The organism is Halorubrum sp. SD612 (genome assembly GCF_002135005.1).
The window spans coordinates 1-12,911 of record NZ_NEWI01000085.1 but is presented as its reverse complement, the minus strand read 5'-3'; the positions used below and the strand labels follow the sequence as shown (position 1 = coordinate 12,911).

Annotated in this window: 13 protein-coding genes; 6 read left to right on the top strand and 7 right to left on the bottom strand. The window is 71.8% G+C overall.

The genetic code is table 11. The features are described from left to right. From B9G38_RS10605 to B9G38_RS10595, 3 genes are all read right to left on the bottom strand, one after another. A partial coding sequence (locus B9G38_RS10605) for an FAD-dependent oxidoreductase (protein WP_086220348.1) occupies window positions 1–782 on the bottom strand: 782 nt, incomplete at its 3' end. Further along, complete coding sequence (locus B9G38_RS10600; RefSeq protein ID WP_086220347.1) at window positions 779–2,017, bottom strand: ABC transporter substrate-binding protein; 1,239 nt, start codon at window positions 2,015–2,017, stop codon at window positions 779–781. The genes B9G38_RS10600 and B9G38_RS10605, both read right to left, overlap by 4 nt. 164 nt (window positions 2,018–2,181) lie before the next feature. After that, window positions 2,182–3,096, bottom strand: a complete 915-nt coding sequence (locus tag B9G38_RS10595) for a serine/threonine-protein kinase RIO2 (RefSeq protein ID WP_049932388.1) — start codon at window positions 3,094–3,096, stop codon at window positions 2,182–2,184. Between the two features lie 146 nt (window positions 3,097–3,242). Between B9G38_RS10595 and B9G38_RS10590 the strand changes: the two genes are divergently transcribed. The 4 genes from B9G38_RS10590 (at window position 3,243) to B9G38_RS10575 (ending at window position 6,517) form a co-directional block, all read left to right on the top strand. Beyond that, a complete protein-coding gene (locus B9G38_RS10590; protein WP_086220346.1) occupies window positions 3,243–4,091 on the top strand; it encodes a biotin/lipoate A/B protein ligase family protein in 849 nt (282 codons plus the stop codon). Between the two features lie 134 nt (window positions 4,092–4,225). Then, a complete protein-coding gene (locus B9G38_RS10585) occupies window positions 4,226–5,062 on the top strand; it encodes a deoxyribonuclease IV (protein WP_049932392.1) in 837 nt (278 codons plus the stop codon). Between the two features lie 84 nt (window positions 5,063–5,146). Continuing rightward, window positions 5,147–5,641, top strand: coding sequence for a hypothetical protein (locus tag B9G38_RS10580; protein WP_086220345.1), 495 nt, complete (start codon window positions 5,147–5,149; stop codon window positions 5,639–5,641). A 69-nt stretch (window positions 5,642–5,710) separates the two neighbouring features. After that, on the top strand, window positions 5,711–6,517 hold the full coding sequence (locus B9G38_RS10575) for a class I SAM-dependent methyltransferase (protein ID WP_086220344.1): 807 nt from the start codon (window positions 5,711–5,713) through the stop codon (window positions 6,515–6,517). Between the two features lie 731 nt (window positions 6,518–7,248). Here the strand turns inward: B9G38_RS10575 and B9G38_RS10570 are convergent. The 3 genes from B9G38_RS10570 to B9G38_RS10560 are packed head-to-tail and all read right to left on the bottom strand — an operon-like array spanning window position 7,249 to window position 10,281. After that, window positions 7,249–7,893 carry a hypothetical protein gene (locus B9G38_RS10570; protein WP_049932397.1) on the bottom strand — a complete coding sequence of 215 codons (645 nt, stop codon included), beginning with the start codon at window positions 7,891–7,893 and terminating at the stop codon, window positions 7,249–7,251. 51 nt (window positions 7,894–7,944) lie between these two features. Then, window positions 7,945–8,472 (bottom strand): Mut7-C RNAse domain-containing protein, encoded by a 528-nt coding sequence (locus B9G38_RS10565; protein ID WP_049932398.1) that lies wholly within the window; start codon window positions 8,470–8,472, stop codon window positions 7,945–7,947. After that, window positions 8,473–10,281, bottom strand: coding sequence for a helix-hairpin-helix domain-containing protein (locus B9G38_RS10560; protein ID WP_086220343.1), 1,809 nt, complete (start codon window positions 10,279–10,281; stop codon window positions 8,473–8,475). It lies immediately after the preceding gene. Between the two features lie 115 nt (window positions 10,282–10,396). Here B9G38_RS10560 and B9G38_RS10555 point away from each other — a divergent pair, with 115 nt between their 5' ends. After that, window positions 10,397–10,819 (top strand): DUF2237 family protein, encoded by a 423-nt coding sequence (locus B9G38_RS10555; RefSeq protein ID WP_086220342.1) that lies wholly within the window; start codon window positions 10,397–10,399, stop codon window positions 10,817–10,819. Between the two features lie 73 nt (window positions 10,820–10,892). Then, entirely contained in the window at window positions 10,893–11,912 is a 1,020-nt protein-coding gene (locus B9G38_RS10550) for a hypothetical protein (protein ID WP_086220341.1), read from the top strand. Window positions 11,913–11,919: 7 nt separating this feature from the next. Here the strand turns inward: B9G38_RS10550 and B9G38_RS10545 are convergent. Next, on the bottom strand, window positions 11,920–12,911 hold a 992-nt coding region (locus tag B9G38_RS10545; RefSeq protein ID WP_086220340.1), incomplete at its 5' end, for an MFS transporter.

The following is a 12,911-nucleotide window of genomic DNA, read 5'->3' as shown; positions in this document are numbered from 1 at the left end:
CGCGCGAACCGCTCGGAGTCGGGGTCGACCGGGCCGTCGGCGTGGGTCTCGTCGAACCACTCGACCCAGCGCTCCCGGTCGGTCCACTCGCCCTCGCGCTCGGCCTCGCGGCGGACCCAGTCGACGCCCTCGGCCGCCGTCGGCCACCAGCCGTCGTCGATCCGGGCGTCGGCGACCACCCGCTTGCCGACCCGCGCGCCCCGGCCCGCGGCCGTGACCGCCTGCCGGTCCGCGTCCGACGGAGACGCGACGTACAGCCCCTCGACCGGCGTCTTCCCGTCTCGGTCCGCGTACTCCCGGTCGAAGTCCTCGCGCGTCTCGCCGTCGCGATCGCGTGCCTCGAACATCGCGCCGTCCTCGTCGAGCCCGCGGAGGTACTCGCCGTCATAGCGCGTCGCCGCGACCACCCGGCGGGCGGTGACCGGGTCGCCCTCCTGCGGGGTCACGACGAACCGAGGCGCGTCGCCCTCGGGGCGCTCTCCGGGCCCGCCGCCGTCGGTCGCCCGCTCGACGGTCTCGACGAGGTCGTCGACGACCGCACAGCCCGCCCGCTCGGCCTGCTCGCGCATGAGGTCGGAGAGGGTTCCGACGTCGACGCCGGCCGGGAAGCCGGGGTAGTTCTTGAGGTGCGCGCACCGCGCGAGCGACGACCGGCCGCGGTCGAAGACGGTCACGTCGAGGCCGTCGCGCGCGGCGAACACCGCGGCGGCGCAGCCGGCCGGCCCGCAGCCGACCACGACGACGTCGCGGTCGGCGGCCTCGGGCTCGGCGGGACCGCTCATTCGCCCCCTCCGGCGACGATCGAGGCGACCTCGCCGCGGTCGAACAGCTGTTCGTCGGCGGGGATCTCCGGGTAGTCGTCGCCGTGTTCGTACGTCGGCCACTCACCGAACCGCTCCGGGAACAGCTGTTTCGCGGTCATCTCCAGCTGGAACAGGTTCATGATCGGGCCCTGAACCGGATCGCCGGAGGGGTAGAAGCGGTCGTTCGCTATCGCGGAGAGGTCGCCGGCGACCGGGTGGTCCGACAGCTCCTCGCGGACAGCGCCCACGTCGTAGTAAGAGGCGATCCCGTACTGGTGGAGGACGACGTCGGGGTCGACCTCCAGCAGTCGCTCGTGGTCGTATGCCGTCTCGTAGGTGACGTCGTCGCCGGCGAACGCGTCGGGCACGTCGAACGGACGCACGTGCGCGTTCGCGAACCCCGTCTCGTCGGTCCGCGAGGGGTAGTATGTCCCGTCCATGTAGATGAGCGTCGCGACGGTCGGCCGCTCCTCAGCCGGGGGGAGGTCGCTCCGGATCGTCTCGATCAGGTCCTCGCGGACCGCGTCGAGCGCGGCGAAGCGTTCCGACTCTCGGAACGCGGCGGCGATCCGCTCGCCGATCTCGGGGAGGGTGTAGTACTCGTACCGGTCGCAGTACGCCTCGGGCGGCGCGGCGTGCCGGCGGCTGTAGCTGTTTCCGAACCACGGCCCGACGCGCTCCCGGACCTCGGCCACGTCCTCCTCGTCCCAGCCGTCGAAGGAGGCGAACAGCGCCGGGTCGGCCAGGTGGAGGTCGGAGTCGAGCTCGTAGAGGAGCTCGCGGTCGACCGAGATGCCCCCGCCCGAACCGGAGTTGAGCTGCGTGATCCCCTCGCGATCGAAGGAGACGCCGTCGAGGTTCGCGTAGTAGGCGTCGAGCGTGTTCCCGCCCGCGTCGGCGTCGAACCCGAGAGAGTTCACCGCCCCGCCGTGGCCGAGCGCCACGGCGAGGTCGGCGTACAGCAGGCTGTACACCGACACGCTCTCGGGGACCGCGTCGAACTCGACCTCGCCCACCGGGGCCATCGCGGCCGTGTACGTGTCCGGCGAGTCGCCGCCGGAGCCTCCGTCCGCGGAACCGGCCTCATTCTCGGACCCGCTCGGCGTCGTCTCCCTCCCGCTACACCCGGCGAGGAGCCCCGCGCCGGCGACGGCGCCGCAGTACCTGATCGCGTCGCGTCGCGTGCCGGTGAGTCGGTCCGCGTCTGGTTGTATACGATTTAGGCCACCCTAAAGGATTAAAGCGTTTTCGAATCTTAGGCATGCCTAAAACCTCGCCAGACGGTCGGCGAGACCCCGCGGACCGGTGCGGACGTGACGAACGGCAGCCGAGCGGGACGAACCGCGGCCAAGCCGGATTTCGTATCGCGCTATCCGCTTTATTCGGCGCCGAACGACCGCACGCTCTCGAACGAGCCGTCGGCGATAGCGGCGGCGATGCCCTCGATGTCGGCCTCTCGCGGCACCTCGTGCGGGTACTTCCGACCGAAGTACCGGACGAGGTTCTCCACGTCGCGTTCGAGGAACTCCCGCGCGTTCTCGTGGTCGACGGGCACCGCCTGCGGCCAGTCGAAGATGGTGATCCCGCTCTCGGCGACCGCGACGTTGTGCTCGGAGGCGTCGGCGTGGATCCAGCCGAGTTCGTGGGCGGTCGCGAGTTCGCGGCAGATCAGATCGAGGACGCCGACCGCCTGCTCGGGGTCGAGCTTCGCGCGCGAAAGTTCGACGCCCGCGAACTTCTCCATCACGATGGCGTGTCGGTTGTGGTCGACCGGCCGGGGGACGGAGACGTCCGGATACAGCGACTCCATCGCCTCGTACTCCCGCTCGGCCGCCTTGCGCGCGGTGTACAGCCACGAGACGTGGTCCCGGTCGGCGGTGTACTCGCGCTCGCGGTTCACCTCGCGGAAGTTGGTGTACCCCTCGCGGTGGTACTTCAGGGCGAGCGGCCGGAACGACTGCGCCTCGTACACGTCGCCCTCCTTGCCGAGCCCGAGCGGCGACCCCACGCCGTCTATCGTCTCCCGCTCCGCGAACGTCCGGAGCGCCAGGGCGTCGTACCCCTCGAAGGTGAGCTGGTACCCCTCGTACTGGATCGTCTTCCGCTCGATCAGCTCGCGGTCGAGGCAGCGGTCGATGCGGTAGTCGACCTCCTCGCGCGTCAGGTCGGCGTAGTCCGGGAGCTTGTCGCGACGGACCCACTCCGAGAAGCGCATCCCCTGCTCGACGCCCGAGAGGAGGTAGAAGTCCTCGGGGTCGAGGTCGGCCATGTCGCCGGCGACGTTTCGCACCATACGCGCCCCTACTCCGGCGATTCGTAAAAGGGGCGCGCGTTCGACGACATCCACTGGTATAGCGTATATCGCGATATCGAATTTCGTTCGGGCCGACCGCTGGGCCGAGCGCAACCGCTTTCGGAGCGGCGGCCGACGGTGTCGACATGACCGCGCCCGCCGTCGACTGGCGGCTGATCCGCGAGGAGACCCGCCCCGGCCCAATGCAGATGGCGTTAGACGAGGTTGCCGCCGAGACCGCCGCGGCCGGCGGCCCCGCCACGCTCCGCACCTACCGCTGGGAGCCGAGCTGTCTCACCCTCGGCCGCCACCAAGACCCGGAGACGGTCGACTGGAGATTCTGCGAGCGCGAGGGGATCGACGCAACGCGCCGGCAGACCGGCGGCGGCGGCATCTACCACGACGAAACGGGTGATGTCGCCTACTCTATCGCGGTCCCCGCGGAGACGGTGCCGGGCGAACTGCTCGACTGCTACCACCTTCTTTGCGAGCCGGTCCTCGACGCCTTCGACCGGCTCGGCGTCGACGCGGACTACGTCGACGAGTCGATGCCGGAACTGTATCACCCCGCCTGCTACCTCCGCGAGCTCCACCCGGCACACGACGTGGTGGCCCCGGGACCGGAGGGCGACGAGCTCCGCAAGATCGCCGGCAACGCGCAGTACCGCAAGCGGGAGGCGGTGATCCAGCACGGGTCGTTGACCTTCTCGGTCGACGCGCCGCGGCACCTCGGCGTCTTCGCCGATCCGTCGGTGACTCCCGAGGCGTTCCGAGACCGGGTCGTCGGGATGGACAAACTGGTCGATGTCGACCGCGCGGCCGCGGTGGCGACCGTCGAGGCGGCGCTGGCCGACTGGGCGGACGCGACTCCGGGAGCGACGGTCGACGCGGACGGGTCGTGGACCGGCGACGAACTGGAGCGGGCCGAGGAAATCGCCGCGGAGAAGTACCGGAACGAGGAATGGGCCCGGACGCGACCGGGGGGCGGCGCGTAAGATGCGGAAAGCGGGGAGCGGCGGTAAGACGTGGAAATCGGGGAGCGGCGGCGGGTGACGGCGGGGACGAGCGCGAACGACCGCGGACCGCCCGGTTCCGAAGGGGCTTTTTCGACAGCCCCCGTGTGATCGGTATGAGTCTCAAGGTCGGCGCGCACGTCTCCATCGCCGGCGGCGTGGACAACGCCGTGGCGAACCAGGTCGAGGTCGGCGGCAACTGTGGACAGATCTTCACCCACTCGCCGCAGGTGTGGCAGGACCCGGACATCGGCGACGAGGAGGCCGAACGGTTCCGCGAGGGGACCGAACGCGACTTGGAGGGGCCGTGGGTGATCCATACCTCCTACCTCGTGAACCTCTGTACGCCGAAGGAGGGGCTCCGTGAGAAGTCGCTCGACTCGATGCAAAAAGAGGTCGACGCGGCCGACAAGCTGGGCATCCCGTACGTGAACGTCCACCTCGGCGCGCACACGGGGGCCGGCGTCGAGGGCGGCCTCGATAACGCCGCGTCGGTGATAGACGACCTCGACGTGCCCGACGGCGTGACGATCCTGATCGAGAGCGACGCGGGCGCGGGAACGAAACTCGGCGGCGAGTTCGAGCACCTCGCGGGGGTCATCGACCGCACCGAGACCGACATCGATGTCTGCGTCGACACCGCACACGCGTTCGCGGCGGGCTACGACCTCTCGACGCCCGAGGCGGTCGACCAGACGATCGGCGAGTTCGACGACGTGGTCGGGTTAGAACACTTGGAGTACGTCCACCTCAACGACTCGAAACACGAGTGCGGCACCAACAAGGACGAACACGCCCACATCGGCGAGGGGCACATCGGCGAGGCGGGGATGGAGCGGTTCCTCAACCACCCCGACCTGGCGGACGTGCCGCTCGCGCTGGAGACGCCGACCGAGGACGGAAAGAGCTTCGCGTGGAACATCGACCGAGTGCGCGAACTCCGGCGCGACTGAGGCACCGCGACCGAGACGCCGCCGTCTCCGCGGACGCCGTCCGTCCGACGCAGTTTTAAGTTATCTCGCGGGCGATCCGCGGGCATGTCCACCACGAGAGCGCTGCTGGTCGGCCGTCGCCGCGGCCGCGCGGTCGGACTGGTGGTCGGATTCGCCGGGGTCGTGGCCCTCGTGCTCGTCGCCGCCTTCGTCGCCGAGTCGGTCGGCGCGACGACGGCGGCCGCGCTGACCGACCGGCTCCTCCCGTCGTTAGTGTTCTACGCGCCCGGGCCGCTGGCCGCCGCCGGGGCGTACGCGCGCTGCGGGGGGCCGGCCTGTCTGACCGTCGGCGTCGTGCCGGCGGTCGTCCTCGGGGGGTTCGTCCTCGTCGGGACGGTGGTCGGTGTCCCCGGCGTCAACGGCGGGAACCCGGCGCTCGGCGACGTGACGGTGAGCTTCGCCGCGATCGGGCTGAGCAGCGCGTTTGTCGGCTACTGCGCCGGGGTGACCGCCGTCCTCGCCGCCGACATGCTGGGATTCGGCGGTCACGGCAGCGGAGGGGAGACGGACGGCGGCGAGGGGGACGCCGACGAGGCGTGACGGCCCGACCGGGAATCGAGCGGCGGTCGATCTCCGGACGTTTATTTTCGCCCGCGCCGAAGCGGGGGCGTGCGACGCTTCTCCGCCGAGTACCTCGAACACACCCGCCGCGGGATGTGGGAGGACGGCCGCGACGCGCTCGCCGACTTGGAGCTATCGAGCCGCGAGCGCGTCCTCGATGTCGGCTGCGGTACCGGAGAGCTGACCCGCGTGCTGGCCGCGGAGACGGACGCGGACGTACTCGGCGTCGACGCGGACCGAGAGCTCCTCTCGGTCGCCCGCGAGGAGAGCGACGGCCGGACTGGCTACCTCGCGGGCGACGCCACGCGGCTCCCGGTCGATGACGACGCGGTCGACCTGGCCGCCTGTCAGGCCCTGCTGATCAACCTCCCGGACCCGACCGCCGCGGTCCGAGAGCTCGCCCGCGTCTCCGGGGACCTCGTCGCCGCGGTCGAGCCGGACAACGCCGACGTGCGGGTGGCCTCGACGGTCGACGCCGAGGAGCGACTGGAGCGCGAGGCCCGCGAGGCGTACGTCGACGGGGTGGACACCGACGTGGCGCTCGGCGACCGGGTCCGCGAGGCGTTCGACGCGGCGGGACTCGTCGACGTGCGCACTCGGCGCTACGTCCACGAGAAGCGGACCGAGCCGCCGTACGCCGAGGCCGCGCTGCGGTCGGCGGCGCGGAAGGCCTCCGGCGCGGGGCTGGCCGACCACCGCGACGAGTTGGTGGCCGCGACCTCCGAGCGCGCGTACGACGACCTCCGCGGGCGCTGGCGCGAGATGGGCCGCGAGGTCGTCGACGCCATCGGCGCCGCGGAGTACGAACGCGTCGAGTACGTCCCGTTCGACGTGACGGTCGGACGAGTGAGCTGAGAGAAAGAGGAAACCAGAACCGACGCCGACGGGCGGTTATTTATAAGCCAGAGAAGCTGATTCCGAATTTGATAACTCAGCTTTGAACGTTGAGTATCTAACACTTAATGGACCGAAAATGGCGGCTGAGACGGTGTGAGCATGGAAAAGGGAGTTCAGCCGCAGACGCTCCACTCTCCACTAGAGGTTCAAACGCCGTGAACGCTGCCTTCATTATCCTCTGTGAATCACTCTCCAGTTCGGCCGATACCGTAGACTCCTCGTAGAACGTCTTTTCCTCCGATTTCGGGCCAAATAGTGTCAACACGACAACGTTCAAAGCTGAGTTGATAAATAAATGAATGGTAGCAGATCGGCGGCCGACACCGCCAAAGCCCCAGCCGTCCGGGTATAAATGACTGGTTGTAGATCGGCGGCGAACTCCTCCAAAGCCCCAGCCGCGAGGGCTCGCGCGGCTCGTTGCGCTCCTCGCTCGCGCGGCTCGTCGCGCTCCTCGCTCGCGTTACTCGCTGCGGTGCGTACTGCGCCGTGCTTCGCCCTCGCGACTGCCACTTTGAGTCCCGCCCCGCACCGCGCCTCACGCCTCCCCAGCCTCGTCGGCCGGCCTCCGCTTCGCTCCGGCCGGCCGACTCCCTCGCGCGTGCTGTCTCGCGGCCGCCGAGGGCGACCGCTCGGAGGCGCGCGCCACCGCACCGGGTTCGATTTATAAATAGCGTCGCGGTGCGTCCGCCTTACACCATGTCGCCGCGAACCGAGGCGCCCTCCTGCTCTGTGCGCTGTCGTTTCAACACGTCCGCGGCCTCGGTCGCGGCCTCCTCGTCGGCGCCGAGCATCCCGAGCGCGGCGGGTAGCGTCGGCATCGCGAGCGAGGCCTCGCGGAGGCGGTCGAAGGCCTCGTCGTCGCGCTCGCCGTCGACCCACAGGCAGACCCCGCGGGGGTCGAGCACCTCTTCGTAGGCGTCCCGGGCGAGCGCGCCCTTCAGGCGCTGCCGGACGTTGTCCTCGAAGCCCGCGTTACATACCTCCAAGTGGATCGGCTCGTCGTCGTCAAGGAGTTCGGCCGCGAGGCACTTCTCGGGTGCGGCGTACCCGTTGTCGCTCGTCCGCACGCGGTCCGGGTGCGCCTCGGCCCACTCGGCGTCGACGGTGGTGCCGACGCCCTTCACGCCGTACTCGGCCTCGAACGCCGCGGCCGCGTCGCCGTCGCCGCCCATGATCACGTCCTTGGTGAGATAGACGTCGAGCCGGTCGACCGGGTCGAGTCCGAGCGCCACGTCGCCGAACGCCCACACCTCGCGGACGGGCACCGGCATCGGTTCGCCCGCGACGCGGTCGACGAGCGACTCCAGACGGTCGACGGCCCCTTCGCGTTCCATTGGCGACGACTACGCGTCGGGCGGGCAAACCGGTTACGCTCGGCGGGGCGGTCAGATCTCGTCGAGCCGCGCCGCCACGTCGTCCCAGTGCCCCCCTTTCCAGAACCACTGGCCGCACTCGGTGCAGCGCCACCCCGGGCGCTCCGACCCTACGTCGTCCGGGACGTACTCCGGACGGTCGGCCGACGGGTCGCCGACTTCGAGCGAGTCGACGCGCTCGACGGGCCCGTTACACGAGCCGCACCGCGTCGGCTCGTCGGCGAGTTCGACGCGGAGACCGGCGGCGGCGAGTTCCCGGAGCTGGTCGAGCACGTCGCGCTCGGCGAGGAGGACGGCGTCGACGGCGGGGTCGCCGCGGGGGGCGCGGTCCGCGAGGTCGCGGTCCCGAGTGAGGAGGACGCGGTCCTCGGCGGCCGCGACCTCGCGGAGCCGGTCGTCGGCCTCGATCCCCCGGTCGAGCGCGTAGGCGGCGTCGTACCCGCAGAGCCGGAGGTAGGTGGCGAGCTTCCCGCACATCACGTCGAGCAGGACCGGCGGGCGGTCGGCGGCCGAGGGGGCGCTCCCGTCCCGGTCCGTCATCTACAGCAGGAACGACCGGAGCCCGTCGAGCGAGCGCGCGTTGAGCACGTCGGCGGCCCGCGCCCACCCCCGCCGCGCGGTGTGGACGCCGTACCGCGCGTTGTCGAGTTCGCGCGGGGCGTGCGCGTCGGTGTTGACGGCGATCGTCGCGCCCGCCTCGACCGCGGCCCGGACGAACTCGCCGTCGGCGTCGAGCCGAGCGGGGTTCGCGTTCACCTCGATGGCGGTGTCCGACGCGGACGCCGCCTCTGCGACCGCCTCCACGTCCGGGTCGAGCCCCGGTCGCTCGTTGATCAACCGGCCGGTCGGGTGGCCGAGCACGTCGACGTGAGGGTGCTCGACCGCCCGGACCAGTCGCTCGGTGGCCGCCTCGGCGTCCTGCCCGAGCGCGGCGTGCGGCGACGCGACGACCAAGTCGAGGGCGGCGAGCGTCTCGTCGTCGGTTGAGAGGTCGCCGCCGGCGTCGATGTTCGCCTCGATCCCGTGGAGGAGCGGGATATCGACTTCGTCGGCCGCCTCGGCGACCGCCGCGGCCTGCGCCTCGATGTCGGACTCGTCGAGCCCGACGCCGCCCACCATTCCCGGTCCGGTCGCGTGGTCGGTGACGACGTGGTAGTCGTAGCCGCGTTCTTCGGCCGCCGCGGCCATCTCGGCGATCGGGAAACCGCCGTCGGACCAGTCGGTGTGGGTGTGGAGGTCGCCGCGGAGCTCGTCCGGCCCGACGAGCGGCGGCAGGCGACCCTCGGCGGCGGCCTCGACCTCGCCGCGGTCCTCCCGGAGCTCCGGCGGGACCGGGTCCATGTCGAGCGCGCGGTAGACCTCGTCCTCGCTCTCCCCCCCGATGCGCTCGCCGGCACGCGTCGCGTCGGCCTCCGCGCCGTCCGCGGCGGCTCCGTTGGCCGCCTCGCCTTCCGCGTCGTCGTCGGCCGCCTCGCCCTCCGCGTCGCTCACGTCGAAGAGCCCGTACTCGTTCAGTTTGCGCCCGCGGTCGATCGCGCGGTTACGGACGGCGACGTTGTGCGCCCGCGACCCGGTGAAGTACTGGAGCGCGGCGCCGAACTCGTCGGGGTCGACGATCCGGAGGTCGACGCGGGTGCCGTCCGCGCGCACGCTCGCCTTCCCGGTGCCCGCCTCGATCGTCGCGTCCGCGGCCTCCCAGTCGGTGAACGCCTCGACGATTGGATCGCGCTCCTCGCTGGCGACGAGCAGGTCGATGTCCCCGATCGTCGGCTTCCACCGCCGGATCGAGCCGCACACCTCGACCGACTCGACGGCGTCGCGGTCGGCGAGGTACGCGAGCGCGTCGTCCGCGACCGGCCGGGCGTCGCCGAGGCGGGTCCGCTCGCGGGCCTCGCGCGCGAACGGAATGTTGTCGAGGATGTTCTCCTCCGTCTTGGCCCCGAAGCCGGAGACCTCCCGGATCTCCTCCGCCTCGGCGGCGGTCTCCAGCTCGTCGAGGTCGCTGATCCCGAGCGCGTCGTACAGCGAGCCGACCGTCTTCGGCCCGACGCCCTCCACCGCGGTCAGCCCGGCCATGTCGACGGGCAGCTCCTCGCGGAGCTCGGTTAATTCTCCGATCTCGCCGGTCTCGACGTACTCGACGATCTTCGCGGCGATGGCGTCGCCGACGCGGTCGATCTCGGCGACCGCGTCCTCGCCGTCGGCCGCGAGCCCCTCGATCGGCGCCGGGTGGTCGCGGACGTTCTCGGCCGCCCGTCGGTAGGCGGTCGGTTTGTACTCGACGCCCGTCGCCTCGAGGAGGTCGGCGAACTCCTCCAACCGCGTCGCGACCTCGTCGTTCCGGCTCATCACGCGACCGTTCGGCGGGACGGCACTTATACCGCCGGGCGAACGCCCGCGATCGGCGCCGTCCGCGGGCCACGTCGACCGGTCGCTTATTCCGACCGAGACCGAACCCGGTAGTATGTCGAGCGACCACGGCGGCGTCGACGGCACGGCGGACCGAAACGTCCTCGGGGGCGAACTGGCCCCCTGCGGCCGCGACCCGACGACCGGCTACCTGCGGGACGGACACTGTCGCGACGTGGACGGCGACGCCGGCGAGCACACGCTCTGTGCGGTCGTCACGGCCGAGTTCCTTCGGTACAGCCGCGACCGCGGCAACGACCTGATCACCCCCCGCCCCGAGTTCGAGTTCCCCGGGCTGGAGCCGGGCGACCGCTGGTGCCTCTGCGTCGGCCGGTGGCTGGAGGCCGCCGAGGCGGGCGTCGCCCCGCCGGTCGTCCTCGAAGCGACGGACGAGTCCGTGCTGCGCGCGGTCGATCCCGACCGACTCCGCGAGCACGAGTTCGACCCGGCGGCGTTCGATCCCGGAACGCTCGACTGAGGTGGGTGCGCGCCGGGGCGGCGTTCGGAGGCGACCCCGGAGGCTTTTTCGCCCCGGCCCGGGACTCCGAGACATGGCCGAGACGGACGACGCGCCGGACGACAGCGTCCGCGAGCGCGCCGATAGGAGCCGCGTCGCGCTGTGGCTCCTGCTCGACGCCGACCGACGGCTCGTCACGGCCGTCATCCTCTCGCTCGTCTTCCTCGGACTGGTGGCGGCCGGGGCCGTCCTGCCCGGCGCCGCCGAGACCCTCCGCCGCGGCGACTCCGTCGACACGCTGTTCCAAGGGCTCCTCACGGCCACGATCACCGGCGTCACGCTCGTGCTCACGCTGAACCAGCTCGTGCTCTCACAGGAGCTCGGCGCCGTCGGCGACCAGCGCGAGCGCATGGACGGCGCGATGGCGTTCCGGGACGACGCGGCGGCCGTCCTCGGCGAGCCGGTCAGCCCTGCCGAGCCGGCGGCGTTCCTCGGCGCGCTCGTCCGGACGGCGAGCGACCGCGCGACCGCCCTCCGCGAAGCCGTCTCCGGGACGACCGACGCGGAGTTGGCCCGGGCGACCGACGACCTGACCGACGCCGTCGCGGAGAACGCTGCCCGGACGACGGACGGACTCGACGGGGCTCAGTTCGGCGCGTTCGAGGTGATATCGGCGGTCCTCGACTTCAACTACTCGTGGAAGCTGTTCGCGGCCCGGCGGCTCCGCGAGCGCCACGGCGAGGCGCTGAACGAGACCGCGGCGGCGGCGCTCGACGACCTGATCGAGACGCTGCGGCTGTTCGGCCCCGCCCGCGAACACTTCAAGACGCTGTACTTCCAGTGGGAGCTGATCGACCTCTCGCGGCGGATACTCGTGTCCGCCGTCCCGGCGCTGCTGACGGCGGCGGCGATGGTCGCCTTCTTCGACGCCGAGCGCTACGCCGGGTCTATCCTCGGCGTCGAGGCCGTCGCGTTCTGGGTGGCGCTCGCAGCCGCCGTCTCGCTCGTCCCGTTCGCGCTGCTTTTAGCCTACATCCTCCGGATCGCGACGGTGACGAAGCGCACCCTCTCAGTCGGCCCGTTCATCCTGCGCGAGACCGACGGCGAGGCGTGAGCGGCCGTCACTCCCTCGACTCGGTCAGCCAGAGCCCGGCTGCGACGGCCGCCGCGACCCCCATCGACACGGCCAGCAGCGCGAACGCCGGGCGGAACCCGGCGGCGTCGGCCACGACGCCGACCGCGCTCGGCGCGAGCGCGCCGGCCCCCATGAGCAGCGTCCGGACCACGCCGAGGCCGCCGCCGGCGAGCCGCTCGGGGAGCAGCTCCATCAGGTAGGCGCCCCGGACCGGGCGGAAGCCGTGCGACCCGAGGCCGAAGGCGGCGACGACCGCGCCGGCCGCGAGCGCGCTGCCGCCGAGCGCGGGGAGCGAGACGAGGGCGACGAGCGTCGCGGCCGCCAGCCCGAGCGTGGCGACCATCACGGGGAAGCGGCCGACGCGGTCAGAGAGATCGCCGGTGACGAGCTGGACGAGCGTCATCGCGAACACGAGCGAGTACAGCAGGCTCGCCGTCGGGCTCGCGAGCTCGACCGCCTCGGAGAGGTACAGCGGCAGGAACGCGACGAGGCCGTTGTAGGCGAACGAGAAGCCGACCGTCACGAGGACGAACGCCGCGAACCGGGCGTCCCCGAACAGCCGGAGGTAGTCGCGCGCCCCCGGATCGCCGCCGTCGTCGCCCTCGTCCGCCGCCCCCGTCGCCGCCGGGGATCCGGCGAGCCGGACCGCGGCGACGGCCGCGAGCGCGACGGCGAGCGTCCCGGTGAGCAGGAAGGGGGCGCGCCAGTCGGCGCCGGGCAGGCGCGCGAGGACGGCCGCGAGCGCGGGCGGCGCCGAGAGGACGGCGACGACGACCGCGGGCGCGGCGACCCCGCCCATCGCGCCGAGCGTGTCGTGCGCGCCGAGCATCCGCCCGGTGCGAGCGGGGTACACGCGGGCGATCAGCCGCACCGAGACGGTCTTGTGGACGCCCGTCCCCGCGCCGATGACGAGCATCGCGGCCACCAGCGCGGCGAAGGGGGCGTCGACCACCAACGCGAGCGACCCCGCGCCCGCGA

Coding starts and splice junctions, on each gene's coding strand:
- B9G38_RS10560 (WP_086220343.1), bottom strand. CDS start 10,281: ATGAGCCGGAACGACGAGGTCGCGACGCGGTTGGAGGAGTTCGCCGAC.
- B9G38_RS10585 (WP_049932392.1), top strand. CDS start 4,226: ATGAGTCTCAAGGTCGGCGCGCACGTCTCCATCGCCGGCGGCGTGGAC.
- B9G38_RS10580 (WP_086220345.1), top strand. CDS start 5,147: ATGTCCACCACGAGAGCGCTGCTGGTCGGCCGTCGCCGCGGCCGCGCG.
- B9G38_RS10550 (WP_086220341.1), top strand. CDS start 10,893: ATGGCCGAGACGGACGACGCGCCGGACGACAGCGTCCGCGAGCGCGCC.
- B9G38_RS10570 (WP_049932397.1), bottom strand. CDS start 7,893: ATGGAACGCGAAGGGGCCGTCGACCGTCTGGAGTCGCTCGTCGACCGC.
- B9G38_RS10565 (WP_049932398.1), bottom strand. CDS start 8,472: ATGACGGACCGGGACGGGAGCGCCCCCTCGGCCGCCGACCGCCCGCCG.
- B9G38_RS10590 (WP_086220346.1), top strand. CDS start 3,243: ATGACCGCGCCCGCCGTCGACTGGCGGCTGATCCGCGAGGAGACCCGC.
- B9G38_RS10555 (WP_086220342.1), top strand. CDS start 10,397: ATGTCGAGCGACCACGGCGGCGTCGACGGCACGGCGGACCGAAACGTC.
- B9G38_RS10595 (WP_049932388.1), bottom strand. CDS start 3,096: ATGGTGCGAAACGTCGCCGGCGACATGGCCGACCTCGACCCCGAGGAC.